Source organism: Butyricimonas faecihominis (assembly GCF_033096445.1).
Taxonomy (GTDB): Bacteria; Bacteroidota; Bacteroidia; order Bacteroidales; family Marinifilaceae; genus Butyricimonas; species Butyricimonas faecihominis.
This window is the reverse complement of record NZ_AP028155.1, coordinates 4,786,432-4,807,615: the sequence shown is the minus strand read 5'-3', so window position 1 is coordinate 4,807,615 and position 21,184 is coordinate 4,786,432. Positions and strand designations below refer to the sequence as shown.

At 39.4% G+C, this 21,184-nt stretch carries 19 protein-coding genes; 4 read left to right on the top strand and 15 right to left on the bottom strand.

The features are described from left to right. Positions 1–2 precede the first annotated feature (2 nt). From murI to R8806_RS19855, 6 genes are all read right to left on the bottom strand, one after another. The gene (gene murI / locus R8806_RS19880) at positions 3–827 is read right to left on the bottom strand and encodes a glutamate racemase (RefSeq protein ID WP_087421715.1); all 825 of its coding nucleotides are present in this window, start codon (positions 825–827) and stop codon (positions 3–5) included. Positions 828–931: 104 nt separating this feature from the next. Continuing rightward, positions 932–1,468 (bottom strand): OmpH/Skp family outer membrane protein, encoded by a 537-nt coding sequence (locus tag R8806_RS19875; RefSeq protein WP_087421714.1) that lies wholly within the window; start codon positions 1,466–1,468, stop codon positions 932–934. A gap of 168 nt (positions 1,469–1,636) precedes the next feature. Then, positions 1,637–4,183 (bottom strand): BamA/OMP85 family outer membrane protein, encoded by a 2,547-nt coding sequence (locus R8806_RS19870; protein ID WP_087421713.1) that lies wholly within the window; start codon positions 4,181–4,183, stop codon positions 1,637–1,639. A 5-nt stretch (positions 4,184–4,188) separates the two neighbouring features. Beyond that, positions 4,189–4,917, bottom strand: a complete 729-nt coding sequence (locus tag R8806_RS19865) for an isoprenyl transferase (protein WP_087421712.1) — start codon at positions 4,915–4,917, stop codon at positions 4,189–4,191. A gap of 81 nt (positions 4,918–4,998) precedes the next feature. Then, a complete protein-coding gene (locus R8806_RS19860; protein WP_087421711.1) occupies positions 4,999–5,904 on the bottom strand; it encodes an NAD kinase in 906 nt (301 codons plus the stop codon). A 34-nt stretch (positions 5,905–5,938) separates the two neighbouring features. Continuing rightward, positions 5,939–6,604, bottom strand: a complete 666-nt coding sequence (locus tag R8806_RS19855; RefSeq protein ID WP_124317108.1) for a CBS domain-containing protein — start codon at positions 6,602–6,604, stop codon at positions 5,939–5,941. A 136-nt stretch (positions 6,605–6,740) separates the two neighbouring features. On the opposite strand from R8806_RS19855, the gene R8806_RS19850 reads away from it, so the two are divergent. The 4 genes from R8806_RS19850 (at position 6,741) to R8806_RS19835 (ending at position 10,669) form a co-directional block, all read left to right on the top strand. Further along, positions 6,741–6,995: a hypothetical protein gene (locus R8806_RS19850; RefSeq protein WP_087421709.1), complete on the top strand. Its 255-nt coding sequence runs from the start codon at positions 6,741–6,743 to the stop codon at positions 6,993–6,995. Between the two features lie 175 nt (positions 6,996–7,170). Continuing rightward, positions 7,171–8,736, top strand: a complete 1,566-nt coding sequence (locus tag R8806_RS19845; protein ID WP_124317109.1) for a DUF4301 family protein — start codon at positions 7,171–7,173, stop codon at positions 8,734–8,736. A 120-nt stretch (positions 8,737–8,856) separates the two neighbouring features. Then, entirely contained in the window at positions 8,857–9,780 is a 924-nt protein-coding gene (locus R8806_RS19840) for a polyprenyl-phosphate transporter (RefSeq protein ID WP_164719684.1), read from the top strand. A 148-nt stretch (positions 9,781–9,928) separates the two neighbouring features. Then, entirely contained in the window at positions 9,929–10,669 is a 741-nt protein-coding gene (locus R8806_RS19835) for a shikimate dehydrogenase family protein (protein ID WP_124317111.1), read from the top strand. Positions 10,670–10,681: 12 nt separating this feature from the next. Here the strand turns inward: R8806_RS19835 and R8806_RS19830 are convergent, their stop codons facing one another. The 9 genes from R8806_RS19830 to R8806_RS19790 form a co-directional block, all read right to left on the bottom strand. Further along, entirely contained in the window at positions 10,682–11,215 is a 534-nt protein-coding gene (locus R8806_RS19830; RefSeq protein ID WP_118304875.1) for a hypothetical protein, read from the bottom strand. Between the two features lie 143 nt (positions 11,216–11,358). Beyond that, entirely contained in the window at positions 11,359–11,739 is a 381-nt protein-coding gene (locus R8806_RS19825) for a hypothetical protein (RefSeq protein ID WP_087421705.1), read from the bottom strand. A gap of 59 nt (positions 11,740–11,798) precedes the next feature. Continuing rightward, positions 11,799–12,719 carry a S1 family peptidase gene (locus R8806_RS19820; RefSeq protein WP_221230354.1) on the bottom strand — a complete coding sequence of 307 codons (921 nt, stop codon included), beginning with the start codon at positions 12,717–12,719 and terminating at the stop codon, positions 11,799–11,801. A 190-nt stretch (positions 12,720–12,909) separates the two neighbouring features. Continuing rightward, complete coding sequence (locus tag R8806_RS19815; RefSeq protein WP_124317112.1) at positions 12,910–13,413, bottom strand: TlpA family protein disulfide reductase; 504 nt, start codon at positions 13,411–13,413, stop codon at positions 12,910–12,912. A 39-nt stretch (positions 13,414–13,452) separates the two neighbouring features. Then, complete coding sequence (locus R8806_RS19810; RefSeq protein WP_164719685.1) at positions 13,453–14,538, bottom strand: thioredoxin family protein; 1,086 nt, start codon at positions 14,536–14,538, stop codon at positions 13,453–13,455. A gap of 14 nt (positions 14,539–14,552) precedes the next feature. After that, entirely contained in the window at positions 14,553–15,083 is a 531-nt protein-coding gene (locus R8806_RS19805; RefSeq protein WP_124317114.1) for a DUF4843 domain-containing protein, read from the bottom strand. 8 nt (positions 15,084–15,091) lie between these two features. Beyond that, positions 15,092–16,537, bottom strand: a complete 1,446-nt coding sequence (locus R8806_RS19800) for a RagB/SusD family nutrient uptake outer membrane protein (protein ID WP_151412148.1) — start codon at positions 16,535–16,537, stop codon at positions 15,092–15,094. A gap of 17 nt (positions 16,538–16,554) precedes the next feature. Continuing rightward, the gene (locus R8806_RS19795) at positions 16,555–19,821 is read right to left on the bottom strand and encodes a SusC/RagA family TonB-linked outer membrane protein (protein ID WP_151412149.1); all 3,267 of its coding nucleotides are present in this window, start codon (positions 19,819–19,821) and stop codon (positions 16,555–16,557) included. A 143-nt stretch (positions 19,822–19,964) separates the two neighbouring features. Then, positions 19,965–21,131: a FecR family protein gene (locus R8806_RS19790; RefSeq protein ID WP_124315767.1), complete on the bottom strand. Its 1,167-nt coding sequence runs from the start codon at positions 21,129–21,131 to the stop codon at positions 19,965–19,967. Positions 21,132–21,184 lie beyond the last annotated feature (53 nt).

The following is a 21,184-nucleotide window of genomic DNA, read 5'->3' as shown; positions in this document are numbered from 1 at the left end:
TTTTACAGTTCTACATGCCGGGATGTCACTTCCGCCTGCATAAATAGCGCTGCCATCTTATCAAACATTCCACCTTTCTCCGTGGTCAAGAATTCAATCTGCCCCCCCCGGGAAAGTTCTCGTTCCATCTCCGGGTGCCGACACAAATAGTCTTTCAAACTTCGTGCTACAATTTCACCCTGCTGGATGACGGTTATCCCTTCCGGAATAAAGCGGTCAATAACACTTCTCAACAACGGATAATGCGTACAAGCCAACACGAGAGTGTCAATCTGCGAATCAGCTTGCAGAATTGTATCTATATACTTCTGTACAAAGAAAGCCGCCCCCGGAGAATTCATCTCGTTATTCTCCACGATCGGCACCCACATGGGACAAGCCTGCTGCGTGACCAGAAATCCCTTCTCCGAATGAATTTTGGCAATCTCCAACAAATACGACTCAGACGCCACGGTCCCCGAAGTTGCCAAGATACCGATATGCCCATTCCCGGTAAAATCCGCCACAGCCTCGACGCTGGGACGAATAACCCCTAACACTCTTCGTTGAGGATCTATCTGGGGCAAATCGACTTGCTGTATCGTCCGTAGTGCTTTCGCCGAGGCCGTGTTACAGGCCAGAATAACCAGCTTACACCCCATCCCGAACAACTTTAAAACCGCCTCTCGCGTGTACTTGTAAACAACATCAAAAGAACGAGTTCCATAAGGTGTACGGGCATTATCTCCCAAGTAAATATAATCATACTCAGGCATCTCTTTTACAATATCTTTCAATATCGTCAATCCCCCATATCCGGAATCAAACACCCCAATCGGACAAGACATATGTCTATTATATTAAATTTATAGCTGCTAATATACCTTTTATTCCCAAAGAATGCAAAAAAAAAGCCGCCCAAAGGGCGACTTTATTTCATTATATATATAAATTATTGAATACCTAATTTTTTCTTTACCAGCGGTAACACATCCTCACTATTATCAGCCATGTACAATAATGCACCTTGACCAAAATTAGGAGTTGCAGCAAAAATATAAGTGAAACCACCTTCTTTACCTACGGCTTGAACTGCATTTTGAATTTTAGTAATAATCGGCGCTAATAAATCTTCCTGAGTCTTAGCCATTTGTTCTTGAGCTAATTGTTGAAAGTTTTGAATTCTCTCTGCCAATCCTTGAATTTCTTGTTCTTTAGCTGTACGGCTTAATTCAGTCAGTGTTTTAGCATTGGCCTGATATTCTTGCATCAATTTTTGATAATTCTCGTGCATTGCAGTCAATTCTTTTCTAATCTCTTGCTCCTTAGCTGCTAAATCATCCTGTGCCTTTTTAAACTCCGGCATACTTGTCATCACCTTTTGAACATCAAGATGACCTAACTTAATTGGTTTTGCAGTTTGAGCAGAAGTAGCAAAAGCAGCAAACATAAATGCTACTAAAGCAAATAATTTCAACGTATTCTTCATAATGTTTGTCTTTAAAATGATCTACAAAAGTAATAAAATAAAATTCCTTTTCCTAGCCTACATACATAATGTATGCAAAGAAGCTCAAAATTATTTAGAGATTCAGTGATTTACGATTATGTGATTGTATTAAATCACGAAACCTGCAATCACTAAATCACTCCATTTCTAAAATTCTTGTCCTAACACAAAGTGGAATTGTGAACCACCAGCACCACTACGTCCCGGCACATCGTCAAATCCATACCCCCAGTCAATACCGAGCAAACCAAACATCGGGAGGAATACACGCAAACCGACGCCGGCAGAACGATACAAATTGAAGGGTTCAAAATCTTTCAACTCGTACCAAGAGTTACCTGCTTCCAAGAATCCTAAAGCATAAATCGTTGCTGATTGTGCCAAAGAAATCGGGTAACGCAACTCCATCGTGAACTTGGAATACAAGCTTGCATCTGAAGATTTCGGGGCAATAAAAGATGAACCGGCATTAGTCAATGATCCGTTTTCATAACCGCGCAATCCCACGTATTCTCTACCATACAAGCTATATCCTGACATTCCGTCACCACCCATCTCGAATCCCTCGAACGGAGATTTTTTGTTCTTATCATAGTAACCCAAGTACCCGTACTGTGCCGAAGCATACAACACTAACGGACGTTTCTCACTACGAGTCAACGGCATGAAAATCTTTCCGCTGAATTTCCACTTATGATATTCGATCCATCTATACTTCACTTGATCCTTCTCTGCCTCGAAATGACGGTTTGAGAACAAGGAATACGGCGGGGTCAATGTCAATGAGAATGTGAATTCACTACCCATTCTTGTAAACAGCGGGTTGTCAATAGAACTTCTCTTGATAACCGTTGCGATAGACAAGTTATTAGAGTTACCATCACTGAAGATATAATACGGCCAATTCTTCAACTGATAACGCTGGAACGAAATCTCATTATACATCGTAAACCAGTTATCCGGCCAGTTAATTCGTCGTCCTAATCCCACGCTAAGACCGTAAGTCAACATTAACTGACGAGAGTCGTACATCTGAGAAGTATTACTCATATAATAAGAGTTCCGGTAACTACTGGAATATCCCGTTTGCCGAGAGAAATACAATGATACACTCAATGAATTCGGCTTTCTTCCACCTAACCAAGGTTCACGGAAAGACAAACTGAAAGAAGTATAGTATTTACCATTCGTCTGAGCCTTCAAACTAAACGTCTGACCATCTCCCTGCGGCAGAGGCCGGTAAGAATCCCAATTAAATATATTACGAATAGAGAAGTTCGTGAAGGTCAATCCCACAGAACCAATGATCATACCGGCTCCCCAACCTCCGGAAAGTTCGATTTTATCATTCGCTTTTTCAACTAAACCAAATACGACATCAGCCGTTCCTGCCTCTGCATTCACATTTGCCAAATCGGGTTTAATCTGCTCCGGGTCAAAATGTCCCATATTCGCCAACTCTCTGGCACTTCGTATAATATCCTCACGACTGAACAATTCTCCCGGGTAAACATATAGTTCCCGACGAATTACATGCTCGTGCGTTCGATTGTTTCCTTTGATGATTACTTTATTAATCGTCGCTTGAGGACCTTCAACTACCCGGACTTCCAAGTTAATGGAGTCTTCTCCGGATATAGTCTCCACCGGGACTAACCGGGAGAACAGGTAACCATTATTCTGATATAGATTAGAAACAGCATCATCATCAGATGTCATTCGTTCCTCAAGATATTTACTATTATAAACATCACCTTTCTTGATATTCAACACATCACTCAAAACATCTGAACCATAAATGGTGTTACCCACCCATGTAATATTATTGAAATAGTATTTGTTTCCTTCTTGTACATCAATATAAATTTTTACCCGCTTAGGTGAAATCTGTACCACGCTATCCGAAAGGATCACAGCATCCCGGAAACCTTTCTCGTTATACTTATCAACAAGAAGGAATTTATCTTCATCGTAATTTTTTTCTATATAATTAGCCGACTTGAAGAAATTACGAAGAGATTTCTCTTTCGTTTTTTTCATAGCTCCTTTCAGACGCCCATCTTTCATTAACTTGTTTCCGGTAATGATAATCTCGTCAATCTTGATTTTGTTATGTTTTTCCACGATAGCATCCAAGATCACGAAATTACTATGGTCCGGATCATCACGTTGAATAATCCTGATATTCGTGTTATAATATCCCTTTTCTTTCAGATACTTCTCGATCTGCATCTTTAGATTTGACTTCATCAAATCTGTCACCTGGGCACCCGGTAACAAATTCATCTTTTCCTTGATTTTATTCTCCTCTGCTTTTTTCAGCCCGACATAATTAATCTTGGAAAGTTTATGACGCTCCTTTATATATAAAGCCAAATAAACTTTATCCCCTTCGATCTTATCTATGGCAATAGATACATCTGAAAAGATTCCATGCCCATACAATCTCTTAATTGCACGAGTGATTGTTTCTCCGGGAATCTGTACCGCCATCCCGATTGACAATCCAGCCATCTGTGCCAAATAATCCTCATCATAATTCTCCCCTCCCCCAACAGCTCGCACTCCAGCTAGTTCGTAAGTTTTAGGCGAAGAATAAAAAATATCATATTGTTGTGTCGTATCTGCGACTTGGGCCTTTGCCCCATAAACACACAGTATAAAGATTAATAAAAGCGTTATTTTTCCTGTCATCTGAGTCACTTTTTTAGTTGCTCTCCGGTTAACCCGAATCGTCTTTCTCTTTTTTGAAAATTACGAATGGCCAAATATAAGTCTTCTTTTTCAAAATCGGGCCAAAATTTATCAAGAAAATATAGTTCAGTATACGCTAATTGCCATAAAAGGAAATTACTAAGCCTACATTCACCACTTGTTCGGATCAATAAATCGGGATCAGGGATTCCCGACGTCGTCAGGTAAGTGGAAAAATCTGCGTCTGTAAATGCCTCAACATCTTCTATTTTGCCATCCCGCACATCTTGAACTATCCGCTTGGCCGCTGTCAAAATCTCCCATCTTGCCCCATAACTTAATGCCAACACTAGAGTTAACCCGGTATTAGATGCCGTTCTCGTTATTAATCCCTGTAACTTGTTATATACCTCTTCCGGCAAATCCGACAAATTCCCGATAGCCTTCACCCGGACTTGTTTTCTCATCAAATTATCAGTTTCAGCCAAAATAGCATCCACCATCAAACCCATCAACACGTCTATCTCTTTCTTCGGACGATTCCAGTTCTCTATCGAAAAAGCATATAAAGTCAAATACTTCACCCCGATCTCCCCGGCAGCCTCCATTGCTGTTCTTACCGCATCTACTCCTTTTTTATGACCTTCCCATCTCTCCAAACCGTGACTTTTGGCCCACCTTCCGTTTCCATCCATAATAATTGCCACGTGTTCCGGTATATTCTCTTTATCCATAATTAATTGAAAATTGAAAATTGAAAATTGAAAATTACTTTTCACTCTCCAATAAAATTAACCCTATTATTTAAAATTGTTTCAACTTTTATCTTTCTTGTTTCTCTTGTCCTCGCCCCAATTCAATTTATTCCGTAACGTGTCGTAATAACTATGATCAGGCATTTTCACAACATTCATTTTAAAATCGCCCGAAGATATAAATAATTCGTGATTATCCGACATTCTTTGCATACGAGAATCAGCACTCAACATGAAGTCTCCTGAACGACTCTCAACTTTTAAACGGATTTGCACATTACCGGGCAAAATCAAGGGACGCATATTCAAATTATGCGGGCTTACCGGAGTTATGATCAAGTTATCGCAACCAAAAGCCACGATCGGTCCCCCGCAACTTAACGAGTAGGCAGTAGACCCGGTAGGCGTGGCCACGATCACGCCATCAGCCCAGTATGTGGTGAGATATTCTTCCCCGATATAAGCATGAACCTTCAACAAAGAGGAACGTTCTGTCTTCAATACACTTATCTCATTCAATGCATAATTAAATTCAGCAAAAGGATTATCTTTCATCTCGAATTTCACCAACGCACGCTGTTCCACGTCAAAGTCTCCGGCACATAACCAATGAATAGCCTGAGGAATCTCTTCTTGAGCTATATTAGCCAAAAAACCCAACCGCCCGCTATTGATGCCCAACACAGGAACACCATGATTTTTCACTCGCATCGCAGAATCAAGAAATGTCCCGTCTCCTCCCACGCTGAACAAAACATCCGTATCCCGATCAACATCCTCCTCATAAAACGCTTGAAACACATCAGAAATACCACATTTTTCCCTCAAAAAATCATAGAAAGGTTTATAACAAGTCAAACAAACCCCTCGCTCATTCAGATCACGCAACATTTGTTTGAAATAAGGATAAAACTCTTCATGAATCACCCGTCCGTAAATCGCAACTTTACTTATTTTTGAACACATCTATTTATTTTAGATTCAATTAATTTAAAACTTCCTACATTTCCATAAACTTCAACAACTGCCCGTAACGATCTTTCATCTCTTCATTCATCTCTTCACCGGAAACAAAAGTATTTTTGATCACATAACGATAACGAATAAAAGTATCCAGAATCGGTTCTATCCGGGCCGTATTCACTTTAAGAGTAATCACCACTTTATTAGAATCCGGCATACACGTAACATAGCAACTCAACACCTTCGCCTCGTTATACTCCACGATTTGGGCGACCTCGGCCAAAGAATAATCAATTTTATTTACTTCCAACACGATAATTCCGCCAGGATCGTCTATACACAAAAGTTTATCAATATTATGCAAGATGTCTGTTAACAAAATAGCTCCCTGATATACCTCTTTTCGGTTCAAAACCGGTACCACCGACAAAAGCCGTGAAGAGGCAACCCCGATAACATCATACATATGTACATCTTCGTAAACGAAAGTCATTTCCCTGGGTATATCCAACTTACCGATCGGATCATGAATACTCCCGTGCGCATACATGATTTCATCAGATAACAACCCCACGTACGTTTCTCCATCCAAGACAGGCAAATGAGACACCCGAAACAAGTCCATCCACCCCAATGCCTGGGCACAAGTATCATCCTTCTTCAATACCGGTACAACATTTGATAGTAAACTTGATGCGATCATATTTATTTCATTTCTCGCCCTAAAGATACATTATTTTCCCCAGTAAATTCCACCCTTAAAATAATTTTCAATTTTCAATATCACCGTTTTCAATTATTTCTATATTTGCCACGTAAATTTAAAAACAGTGAACATCATGTTACCAAAATTTCTTATTGCAGACAATTCCCAGGAAGCACCAGATCTAGTATATGTTGTGCACACGGAAAAGCCTCAATGTATTATTCAATGTGACATGGATGGCTTTTACAGCAACCAGAAAATTTACTGGATTGACGAAGAGCCTCTCTGCACAGACGACATTGAATCTCTCATGGAAGAAGCGGAAGAATTTTTCGAAACCGAATTAGAGAATCAAGAAGAATTATATGACGAAGAAGAAGACAATTAATTGTCTTCTTTCTCGTATAAATAACAAGCTAACAAGTTACAAGTTCACGATAAACACCCATAACCCTCAGAGTCAGAGACTCACCCGGCAGCCTGCAACGCAAAAGACAAATTTTGCTTTCTGCACAATAATTCGTAACTTGCAAAACTATTTACGTACTTACAAACCTGAAATTATGTACACGAAAAGTGATCTCAAACAATTTAAACGCAGGGGAATAAAACCCGAGCAAATTGAAAACCAGCTTGAAAATTTCAAGCAGGGGTTTGATTTTGTACAGATTCGGGATGCGGCAACAATAAACAACGGAATCTACGGTTTGAATGACGAACAAGCCGATGAATTCATCCGCATCTTCGAGGAAAGAATGAATTCATTGAAAATCGTGAAAATGGTTCCGGCCTCCGGTTCCGCATCACGCATGTTCAAAACGCTAAATACGTTTTTCAACACGTACACGGGTAGCGATGAAGACTATTTGAAATTCCGGCAAGACAAGGAACCCGGAAGTATATTCTCGTTCTTCGAGAAATTGAAAGAATTTCCATTCTACCCACACCTAAAAGAGGCTCTTTACAAAGATCGCCTTGATTTAGACAAATTACTCTGGAAGAATCAACTCATTGAAATTCTAGAATACATCCTTACCCCCAAGGGGCTTAATTACAATGCCACACCCAAGGGATTAATTGATTTCCATATTTACAGGGACCATATCCGCACGGCTGTTGAAGAACACTTGGTAGAAGCGGCACTCTACGCCAACGACGGTAAGGAAGCTCATATTCATTTCACGGTATCAGAAGAACATATAGGCAAATTCAAAGCCCTCATGAAATCTGTTCTCAAAAATTACCAGAAAGAATTCAACTTGAAATACGACATTACGTATTCTGTCCAGTCGCCAGCAACAGATACTGTGAGTCTTGATACGGAAGGTAATCTCGTGAGAGACAACGAGGGAAACATCGTGTTCCGCCCCGGTGGTCATGGAGCATTGATTCATAACCTCAATGACCTGAAAGAAGACCTAATCTTCATCAAAAACATTGACAACGTGGCACCCGATCGTAGCAAGGCAGACACAGTAAAATACAAGAAAATCCTTGCCGGAGTTTTGTTAAAAACACAGAACCAGATTTTCAATTACATGAAAATCTTAAGCAAGAAAAACAGTATTACAGACGAAAATTTGAATGAAATCGAGCAATATATCTACGACCACCTCGGTTATAAACCCAAAGAGGGATTAGTTCATACTGACCGTAAGGAAAGAGTCGCTTATTTAAAACAATTACTTGATCGACCATTGCGTGTATGCGGAATGGTGAAAAATGAAGGAGAACCGGGTGGAGGACCGTTCTGGGTTGAAGACCACGAACATGCAACACGCTTGATGATCGTGGAGAGCGCTCAAGTCAACCTGAAAGATCGAAATCAGAAAAAAATATTCACCCAATCAACCCACTTTAATCCCGTGGACATCGTATGTAGTACCTATAACTATAAAGGTAAGAAATATGACTTGGCTAAATACATCGATAACACACAGGGATTCATCACCAGCAAATCACTAGGCGGGAAAGATATTAAAGTTCAAGAACTACCCGGATTGTGGAATGGTGCCATGGCCAACTGGAACACGATATTCGTGGAAGTTCCGCTATCCACCTTCACCCCGGTAAAAACTGTCTTTGACTTGTTGCGTTTTGAACACCGTAACGTGTTTAAAGTAGAATAAATGAATTTAGATTTACGATTTATGATTTCAGGTGATTCATAAATCGTAAATCAAAAATGTTGATTCGTGAAAGGAAATCTAAAATTTAAAATTTAAAATCAAGAAATTAATTTGTTGTTCATGGAGAAGAAAAAGAACTACTTACTATTAGTACTTAGAGGATGTGCCATGGGTGCCGCAGACGTAATCCCGGGTGTTTCAGGAGGTACTATTGCATTTATCACGGGTATCTATGAAGAGTTGATCGAGTCGATTCGGTCAATAAACCTGAAAGCATTACGTTTGTTGGGAACCTTCCAGCTAAAAGAGTTTTGGAAACACATTAACGGAAACTTTTTAATTTCTGTCGTTGCAGGTATTGCCATATCCATATTTTCACTGGCAAAATTGATGAAATACTTGCTAGAAACCCACCCGTTATACATTTGGTCCTTTTTCTTTGGTCTCATCATTATTTCTGCCCTCATGGTTTCAAGAGAAATAAAAAAATGGGATATACTAACCATCACCTCGTTAATCGTTGGCGCCATCATCGCGTACACGATCACGGTTCTCTCCCCAACCAGTACTCCGAATGACTGGTGGTTTATTCTCCTTTCCGGGGCTATCGCCATTTGCGCCATGATCCTACCGGGAATATCCGGTGCCTTCATTCTGTTACTTTTAGGGAAATACGAATACATCATTACCGCCGTCAGCGAATTCAACATTCCCGTTCTACTTACCTTCTTAGTTGGAGCTGTGGCTGGTATAGTCGCTTTCTCACACTTGCTATCCTGGTTATTGAAAAACTATCATGGAATGACAGTAGCCCTATTAACAGGATTCATGGTCGGATCACTCAACAAAATCTGGCCCTGGAAAATTACAGATACAGAACTGGTTAACGGGATTGCTTTTAATGTTGAAAAAAACGTTCTCCCCAATACCTTCGAGCAAGTTAACGGGAGCGATCCTCTTGTATGGCAGGCAATCCTCATGTGTATCATTGGTATTTTACTCATCTGGGGTATTGAAAAACTAGCCGTAGTACTAAAAAAATAGTTCATCAAGGGTTTATAAAGTTCGTCAGGTTCATAAAATGACCGTGTCTTTATCTGCCGTAAAACAGTTGTAGATGAAATACTCCATAGGGAATTATGCCTCCCGAACTTTTTAAACCTTATAAACCTTACAAACTTTATAAACTCCCATGCAACTTTTCGGATTACTCGGTTTTCCTTTGGGACATTCATTTTCAAAGACTTACTTCACGGAGAAGTTCAAGGCAGAAAAAATAGATGCAGAATTTGTGAACTTCGAATCTGATAATATTGAACAGACACTACAAGTCATTAAAACAACCCCCTCGCTAAAAGGATTTGCCGTCACGATCCCTTACAAGGAGAAGATCATTCCCTATTTAGACCATATCAGCGAGGATGCCAGAAAAATCGGAGCCGTTAATTCCGTGAAAGTAGAACACACGATTTCCGGTTCCATCCTAACCGGATACAACACTGACATCTTAGGTTTCAGAGAATCTTTATTAGAATTTATCCAGACACCGCCTACACAAGCTTTACTTTTAGGCACTGGCGGAGCGTCCAAAGCCGTCCGGAATGCACTTGCCTCTTTGGGAATAGAAGTATTCACGGTTAGCCGTACCCCCCATTCTTCCTCTGAAATTTCCTACGACCAAGTTGCCCATTACCTACCCAACACTCCTTTAATTATTAACGCCACCCCCGTGGGGATGTGGCCGTATGTAACCGATTGTCCGGACATTCCTTATCATCTTCTCTCCTCAAATCATTATCTTTTCGACCTTATTTATAATCCGGAAATAACCGAATTCATGCACCGTGGAGAGCAACAAGGAGCACGAATAAAAAACGGCTTACAGATGCTCCATCTGCAAGCCGATTATTCGTGGAAACTCTGGACTACTTAATAGTTCAGAGTATTATTTTAAGAAATAAGCTACTTGTTTCGCCTGAGTCCCCTCACATACTTTGACAGGAGTCATCGGCACGTCATTGTAAGGAATGAATTCCATGACTTGTAACAAAGCATATTGTTCATCTTCACTACAATAAGCCTCCAAGCTTAAATTAGATTGTCCGGAACGGGTCAATGATTGTAAATCATCATACCTATTTTGCTCCAAAATATCATACAATCGTGAGGACTGATTTGCAGCCACATACACTTTATGTTTCTTCAACACCTTTCCCGTTGGTTTGTAAACGTAACGCTCTTTCTTTACCAAAAATGCCACGACTCCCCATGCTGCAACACCTAAACCGATCATAATAACAACAGAAGAAAGCGTATCACTCTGAGCCGTGTTAATATAATTCGCACCATACCAAAGGATTGCAGCACCCAAGATCAACAATGCCAAAGGCTTTATAGGAGATTTTTTCTTTTTTTCTATTTTATCTTTATCTACATTCAAGAGAACATCATCGATATATTCAAATTTACTATCACTCATGACTTTATAATTTTTGTATAATTAAATAGTTTATTTTTTCCACATATTCATGCGTATGTTCTTGTTCCCGAATACAATTCAGTCAAGACACAACTCTACCCGCTAATAATTAACGAGCAGCGTTTTTACAAATAAACCCAAAATCATACAATGATTTCGCGCAACGCAAAGACATAGTATCCAACGTCCTGCTTTAACGCAAAAGAGTCGAGATAATCGTTTTCAATATACCTAAAATAAGGAGTAAAAACCCTTTTATATTCTTCTAAATAAACAGAAATATTATTTTTTTGCAAATAACGAAAAGTCGGTTGCACATTTGTTACATCCTGAACAGTGTTGACCGGTAATGCATTTCCGTTCATCGCCGTCAGCATGGCTAACCGTTCAAAATCATCCTTCTCATGTGAAACAAGTCGCTCTTGCCCCGTTGCCTTTGCTAAATAACGAGTAGAATCTATCCCTTGTCCAAGATAGATTACTGCCACCAAAAGCAACACGCAATATTTCACAAAAACTTTCATTCGATATACCTACAATAATACATGACAAAGGTAAATATTTTTTCGAATATATACTAGTTTTATTCATTCTTTCCCTGCATCAACATTCTCAATGAACTCACAGGAATTGTCAGTTTCACATTCATCTGCTGGCTATAAGGCGGCTGATTAGAATAAAATATCGCACGTATACTAGACACCATCGCCACCATGTTTCCACAATCATCCATGATCGGTCCCCCACTTGACCCCTTGGCGTAATCAACCGTAAGTTCCATCCGGCGTGCAAAGGGATCTTTAGCGTCAGAAGTCGTTGTTCGCATAACCACCCCGTTCGTGTATGCATACGGATATCCTTCCGGATGACTTAACAAATGTACCCCTGTCCCCGCCGGGAGGTCATTTCCCAATGGTATCGGGGTAAGCATATCTCCCCGTGTATCAATCTTGAAGAAAGTCACATCTGCAGCTTTGTTAAAACTCAAGATCTCGGTAATCGGGTATACTCTCCCCTCTTCCGTGGCAACAAACATAATACTATCCCGTGGATTCAACTTAGCTGTTGAGTCCAGAAATTCCCAAAACACATGGTAATTCGAGACACAAATCCCGTCGTTCGATAACACGACTGCCGTTGCCCAGCCTGTCACTCCTTCCGGATGCATCATCGCACGATGATACTTGTTGACAGTCAACACGCTGCCCCTTCTCTTCTCGATCATATCTTGTGGGCTCAATTTTTTCTTCTCTACCCGTTGAGATTCCAACCGGACCGGAGTACTCTCTTTTACCTGCTGAGCCTGCTGCCGTAACACATGCACCCCACGGAATAACGTTTTTACCTCATCCCGTTTCAAAGAATCCAACAGATCTGCCTCCATGTGCGTATAATCACGATACACAACCTCTTTCCCCTCTTGAGCAAGACCATTCACGCCCCCGATCACCACAATAATCATAGTAATACATACTAAACGATAATACTTCCCTATTATATTCATAACACTTATTTCAAGTTCTGATAATCACAATACATTTAGACCCAAAAAATAGATATATTCCTATGTTTCAAAAGGAATTGATTCATAATTGGTATTAAGATTATCTCTTTAATTTATTTGAGAAACATCATTTTAAAATCTCGTTCATATATCACTACAGAGTAAAGGGGTTCTAAAAAGCCCCTTTGCTCTATAATCCATTCAATCCATTTAAAATAGTTTCAAACTCCGGATCAGAAGGTTTAGGTAATTTTAAATCCATCACCTTTCCTTTCCGATCTAACAAAATCAAACGAGGAATTGTCGTCACCCGAAAGGCTATCATAAAAGCATTATCATTTGCAATCCACCACTGATTCCCGACCATTTTCCCCCAAAAAAGCTCATTGAGCCATCTCTGCTCTTGGGTATCACAAGAAATACTCACGAATTCTATATTTTTATCTTTATACTTCTCAGCCCATCTCTTCAATGTTGGGTATTCCTGTTTACAAGGATGGCACCATGAGGCCCACACATCAATCACCACATACTTTCCTTTAAATTGTTGCAAAAAAACCTCTTGTTTGGAAGTATCTCTAAATACAAATTTAGGACACACCATTCCTTGCTTCAATTCTATGGTATCTCGCAATTCCCGAGCTCCCAAGAACAAAGGCAAACACGATAAAAAAATGAATAAAAATCTTTTCATACTATTCTTCTCTCTTTCAAATAAACCTCATAAAATCATTCAAAACTTAGGCAATGCTTCCACAAAATTTTGCATTGACAATTGCATCACTTGTGATTCCATTCGCATAATCAATTCATTGGTAAAATTTATAAAACCGATCTTTTGCTTTTCGGTCCATTTCCCCTGCCCTTGAAAAAGAAGAATTGGACGAAAATACAAGTAACTCAATTTACTCTCGCTCATGTTCTGGTAAACTTTCCTATACAAAGAATAAATTTTATCCGTATCTTTCGCATTAATAGCCCTCATCATCTCTATATAATTACTCAAGTCCTCCTGCTCCAAATCATGTTTCTTCAACTCTTTTTCCACAAGGTCTAGGTCGGCATTGGTTGCAGGCATCCTTCCTCGCAACATCTCTTCCAATCTACTAACATATAAAAATGTCAATTTCGCATTCACCTTCTCTACCCCCACACCCCTGCGAAATTGATCAACGTGTTTCAGGAAAAAGCGTAAATTCTCTGAACCTACTAAAGATAAACGAGGGTTATCATAAATAGGCCAGTAAGTCTCCGTACATCTCTTCTCTACTGACAGTGGAGCCAAGATCTCACCAGCAACTTCCCGAGCCTTCTCGTCTAACCCAGAAGCCAGTAACGATTTCAGGAAATCAAATAAATACCCCTCTTCCCTATCTCCCTTCAGGTAACGTTCTTCCATCCTGAAGGCTGATTTCTCCCCGAAACCTTCCTCCACCTTGGAGATGAACTCGTCGGCCCCTTCTGTTCCTCCAACGATTCGGTAAATTAACGTCCCGTCTGTCTTCAAGATCAAAAACGTGGGATAAGCAGAAACACTATACTTGCTGGCGATATCCACGCCCTCGCCCTGCTCCGCATTAATCTTCAAGCTCACGAACCTATCGTTCAGGTACTTCCCCAACTTTTTTTGTGGAAACACTTTATCAGCCATATACTTGCAAGGACCGCACCAAGAAGTATAACAATCCACAAACACCATTTTGTTTTCCTCTTTTGCTTTCTTCAACGCTTCAGAGAAGCTTATATCTTGAAAATTGGTCTGAGCAAATACAGACAGACAAAAGCACACACATCCAAACAACAATACAAACTTTTTCATCTCCAAATTATTTATTACCATTGAGAAAATTTTAATCTTCCTTTCATTAAACAAGTATCACCCACTACCAAATCTTCCGTATCAATCAATTTAAAATCTAACTGAAAATAACCACTGGAAATCGCTGGGTTATATTTCACGATCACGGGAATATTCACATAAGCAGAATCTCCCGGAATCGTCAGATAAGGCTTCATCAAAGGATCATCGAATGCGATATAATTTACGTTAGCCACAGCCGGTTCGTAATAACTATACTCCATCTCTGTTTCATAAGATTCAAACATCACTTTTCTCGGCTGATTAGACTTCCTCCCGATCAAGTGCAACCGGAAATAAACAGTATCCTGAAGCTTTGTTGAATTCAAGGATGGCATATACCCCTCATAAGGTAGATGAACCGGAGCTATATACGGATTCTGTACAGGCCACAAATAATAAAACTGTACCCAATTATTCTCCCCCTCATAATACCCAGGACGTTCTTCCGTGCAAGCTATACACCAGAATGTACAACACAACACTATAATTAAAAAATTTTTCATAATTCAAATCATTTATCATTCAACAATTCAGATTCCGGGAGTGGTAATTGATACTGCTCTTCCGTACACTCTCGCACTCCAAACAACATATTTTTAGTATTATACCGCTTGTATGTATAAAAATTCTGTCCTTCACCTGTAAATTCCCGGATAAATTCCAACAAGATTCTCTCCTCTCGATCGCTTTCTGTCAATGGCACGTAAGTCAAATTGCGAGCTTTACAATACTCTTCATAAATTATATTCGCTTCTTCCAATGGTGCATTCTCCGCAATAATCAAATACATTTCTGCTAATCGCACAATAGGGAAATTTTTTTGAGAAGTAGAAGAATTATAAAAATTCAAATATTTCCGACAATAATATCCACTCGTTCCAAAACGGTTATAATAATATGCCCAAAACCATTGATACCGCATATCTTCAGCGTTTCCTGCAAACAAATCCTCAAAAAATGTATCACTATAGTTTAAAATCGAAACATTCCTAGCTAGCCAAGCTGTACCCTGCGTATAATCATAATTATCACATTTCACTCCGCAAAGATGTTCACTATAACATGTCAAATCCGTAGTCTTATTATTCCAAAGTCCTTCTGTAGTATTATCATCTGGTGTCATCAAACGGACCTTGGCAGTTCCATCCCCATTCTTTGCTTCTTTCACCAGCCGAGCGTAACGCAACGCACCTTCCACCTCTCCTTTCCATAAGCGAGCCCTAGCCTGTAATCCTAATACCCCATAATAATTTATATGATTTTTACGAAAAGACCAAGAAGCGCTTGAAACTTCCGTTTCCTCAAAGGTCCCCGTAACGACAATATCCGATTTCTCTAATAATGCTTCAGCTTCATCCAAATCCGCCAACAAATATGTCATGTACTCTTCAAATGTATTATATTCGTAATCTTTAATATCATTCACCCTTACATAAGGTAAATACTTCTCACTCATATCCACATTCGATGGAACTGGCCCGAACAAACGTATCAAATCCAAATGAACCAAAGCCCGTATTGCCAAGGCTTCCCCCCGACCTATATTATAAACCTCATCCTTTAACTTGTTCTTATTTGTTTCTGTTCCTAGTATTAAAGAATTCGCATTCGTAATAATATTATACAACCCCACAAATATCATAGCTATATCTGAATCACCGGATAAATCATTATAATAATGTCCTGCCCACCTATATCCAGGAGTACCTTCTGCAAAAGTATGTGTACAAGCCATTGATTCCAATACTGATGCACCGCCCAAGCGGCCTTCCGGGTAATACAATCCTCTCATGTTAAGATAAAGTCCGTTTAGTCCTTCCTTTACACCTTCATTCGTTGTATACAATTTCTCTCCCGTAATAGCAGTTTCGGGCTCAACAGTCAGCCAACCTTCACATGCACTACAAACCAATGTCAATACAACATATAACAATAAATAAAATTTTCTTTTTTTCATACCATTAACTATTTGAATTAGAAGGAACAAGATATTGATAAATTCGGATTAATTGAGTAAGGATAAGACGTTCCCCGTTCTCGATGAATTGTCGAAAAATAAAAAATATCTGTCAAATCTGTAGAAATAGATAACATTTCCATTCCCAACTTCTTTATCAACTTTCGTGGAAAATTATAGCGAACATTAATACTATTCAAATTAAATATATTATTCTTGTGGATAAACATATCACATCCATAAGTATTCACGACATAAGCTCCTTGCCTTTTATATAACGCTTCATCTCCAGCTTTTTTCCAACCATCTTTTAATACTTGACGATCCACATTATAGGTTAAGTTTAAATTTTCTCTCTTATTCAACTCGGTGAAGTTCTCAGCGACACCGCCCCATTGTAAACCAAAGCCCAATGATACAGAGAGTCCACCATACGAGATTGTCGTGTGGATGGAACCATTCACCTTCGGTTGTGAGTCTCCCAAATAAACTAAATCTTTACCATTCTGATACATTGTCATTTCTCCATCTTTAGTTAAAAATACCCTCTGACCAGAAAGAGGATCCACGCCAATCGTACGCAAACCATAAACAGCCGTCATAGAATGCCCTTCTCTATAGCGCAAATACGTCGTAGCTGATCCCATTGAAGTATCATAATATTTTAACGAATTCTTAAAACCTTCGGCCAACTTCACTAAAGTCTCCTTGTTATGAGAAAAGCTACCACTTAAATTCCAATTAAACTTTTCTGATCTCAATACATTGAAAGAGATGCTACCATCATAACCTTCATTCCGCACTTCACCCACATTTCCTTTTACAGTGGTAAAACCGTGTGATGCAGGAATATATATATCAGTTAAGGTATTATCCGTCAATTTTCTATAATAGTTTAAATTAAATGTTATTCGGTCTTTAAAAAGACTCAAATTCATCCCCACATTATGTTGAAATGTATTCTGTTGTTTCAGATTCGGGTTTGCGAAAGTTGCCATCTTTACTCCCACACCTCCATTATAAGTGTAATTGGTTTCTCGATTAAAAACCTCCATTGACTGTTCCGGGGAGAATGCCATATTACCGGAAACCCCATACGAATAGCGGAATTGCCAATTTGAAATAAAAGGTAAGTGTTCAATTATAAACTCTTCCTTACTAAGCGTCCATCCAACACCTAAAGCATAAAAAGAAGAAAAACGACTATTTTTCCCAAAAGAAGAACCTCCGTCTAAACGATAAGTCAAATCTATAAAATAACGCGTATCATAATAATAATTACAAAAACCACTTAATGATACTCTACGAGAGGTTGATTCTGAACCATAAGTTCCTCCCGTAGAAGGATAACCTAAAGAAGTTGCCAAATGGTCAATATCCGATGTTAAAAATCCTGTTGCAGACCAAGAAACATTATCATATTTTGTTTCAGACATTTCTCCAGCAATACCTACTGTTAGCATATGTTTTTCGTTAAATGTTTTTGCATAATTCAACGCCCATCTCGTTTCCCACAATGATTCCGTTTTCTCTCCTCTACCATAACTTCCTTTTTGCTCTATATTCTCCTCACTATCATAATATTTATGCGTTGGTGGGATAAAAGAATCTTGTGTTCCCATTTTTTTAGTTAAACCCAACATTGCTGTTATTTGAAAAGCCTCTGAAATATCAAAACGAGCCTGCGTTGTGCTACGTAATGACGTGTATTTTGATTCATTCCAACACCCAACCTCCTTATTATACATCGGATTATCTATAAGAGCCGTTGCATTAGGATGATAATATTGTTCTATCAATTCTCCATTTTCATCATAAGGTTCCCAATATCTGTTCATCCTCACGTAATCAGAAAATTGTCCATAAGGACTATCTTCACTTGTATTCAATCCTATCGTTAAAAGTTGACGTACATTCCATTTACCATGCACGTAATCAATTTCCATCGAACCGTTGAAATTTGTACGATCAGATCCCTTCATAACGCCAATTGTTTCATCATAAAACAGATCAAACCGAAAACGCCAAGCCTCAACTCCTCCCATGATATTCAATATATGCTGTTGTCCAACTCCTGTACGAAGAGGCTCTTTAGCCCAGTTATAATTCACACCTGAATCAACCACATCTTTTAAAGACTGGTATAACTCCTGAAGACTTGAATCATCCCACACGCCATACACTCGTTCTAACTCTAATTTTTCTCTAGCATTCGTTAAGTTGTCATACGAACTTAAATCTGGAATTTCGACTTTAACTTTTCCCGAATATGTCACCGAAATTTTTCCTGCTTTAGGACGTAACGAAGTAATCACTATGACCCCATTCGCCCCTCTAGAACCATAAAGAGCTGTAGCACTCGCATCTTTCAAAATAGTGATGCTTTCAATTTCATTATCATTCAAGTCCATTACTCGTTCTAACGTTACCTCGAAACCATCCATGATAAACAAAGGTTGATTCAATTCATAATTACTCTTTTGATCTCGTATATCGTCTGCACTAAGTAATGTGGATGCCCCTCGCAATTGTAGTTCCGGTAAAGCATTCGGATTAGATCCTTGTGCGTTATTCTGTATAATTCGTAAACTAGGATCTAAACTCGCTAATGTCTGAATCAAATTCCGAGAATAATGAGTTCTGATCTCTTCTTGAGATATAGTTGTCACAGCCCCTGTAAAACTCTCTTTCGGTTTATTGAAAATACCTGTCACAACCACCTCTTCCACCTGTTGGAAATCCTCCTCCATCACGATCTGCAGTGTATCTGTTTTTTCTGTGAAAGTAATTTTCTGTTTTTTATATCCCACGAAAGAAAACTCCACCTCCCCTTTCGTCACAGGTAAATCTATCGCAAACCATCCTTGAGCATTGGTTGCCGTTCCCAAGCTCACCCCCACCATTCTTACCGTCACCCCTGGTAGCGGTTCCTTTTTCTTATCACGGACCCACCCTTTTAATCGCAGGGATTTCTTTTCTTCCTTCGTTTCCTGAGGTTGAATCACGATCACATAATCTTCAATCTGGTAAACGAACCCCGTGTTTCGAAGGACTTCATCCAGAATCTCTTGGATAGTAGCCTCGTGCACGTTTATTGACTTCACCCGAATATTTCTCACGTCATCCATATTATAGATAAACGTGAACTCACTACTTTTCCGAATAGTTGAAAAAACATCTGTTAATGCGACATTTTCCAACGTCAGAGTAAACCTTGCATTCTGTGAATAACTTGCTGCTGATACCGAAACAGACAACAAGAAAAAAAAGCACAAAAATTTCATAACCAACAATGTTTTTCGCAGCCTTATTTTCATAAGACCACCAGAATTACATTTTTTTTTCATAACTTTGTTCTTGAGTTTTACATTGAATTAAATATTGAATGTATTCGGACAGATAGCATGGGGGTGCTGTCTGTCTTTTTTTATTCATACACGTTTATAGTTCTATCTTTTATTTCAAATTTTACACGTTTAGTTTGTTCTATTCTTCTCAGGATCTCGTTTATATCCCCATAACGTCTAATCTCGACAGAGAATTTCATCTCTTTCAACGCTGGGTTCATATAAAAAACATTCACGTTATACCAGCGGGCCATATCATCCAGAATTGTCTCCAAATCAACATCTTCAAAATAAAAAATCCCCTCTTTCCATAACACATAATTACGGGCATCTACCTGTTTCACTCTAAACTCGTCATCAGACCATATTGCTTGCTGGTTAGGCGATAAAATAACCTGTTCATTACCTTTTTTCAACTGCACCTTTCCTTCGACCAACGTGGCCACCACCTCTTCTTGATAAGCCGAAACATTAAAACTTGTTCCCAAGACCCGAATATCAACCCCATTCACGGTTACAATAAAAGGTTTTTCCTTATTCTTTGCCACTTCAAAATAAACCTCTCCCTCCATCTCAACTTTTCTCTCCTTACCCGTGAAAGCCACCGGATAACGCAACCTCGACTCCGCATTCAACCACACCCGAGTTCCATCTGCCAATTCCAACGAAAATTCACCTCCTCGCGGCACGATCAACGTATTATACTTTACTTCTGTCGATTGTCCGGCTAAAGAATCCTTCCCCGAATACTTTACCCTATTATCTGATGTCAAAATTCGGGTTCCCCCCTCCTCTTCTAATTGTAAGCTTATTTCTGGCCTCAAATCCACCTTTTTTCCATTAGCAAGTACAAGCTGCGCTTTCATGCTACCATGTTCAATTTGGGCAACAGTACCATTCTCCACCTCCTGCTTTTCTTCATTTACAAGCCAAAAAATTCCAATGCTCACGAATAACACGATAACCGCCACATACTTACTCCACGTAATCCACCGGTCAGTCTTCCGAACCGTATGAGATTTCACTGTCCCCCATCGGGATTCCATTAACTGCCTCCCCCGCTCCTGATCCTTCCAAGCCTCGTTCCCAGCCTTTAATGATTCTAAAATATTCGCATATTCCCCCCGGTGTCGTTCGTCCTCATCCAACCAACGGGCCAACACGAGCCGATCCTTTTCATCAATCGTTCCGGTCAACTCTTCGGCAATAAGCCGGGCAATATCCAAACGTTTTTTTAGTAAATCCATACTTTTACATTTGTAATTTTATCATAGAGATTACTTCAAATGAAAAGTGGGTA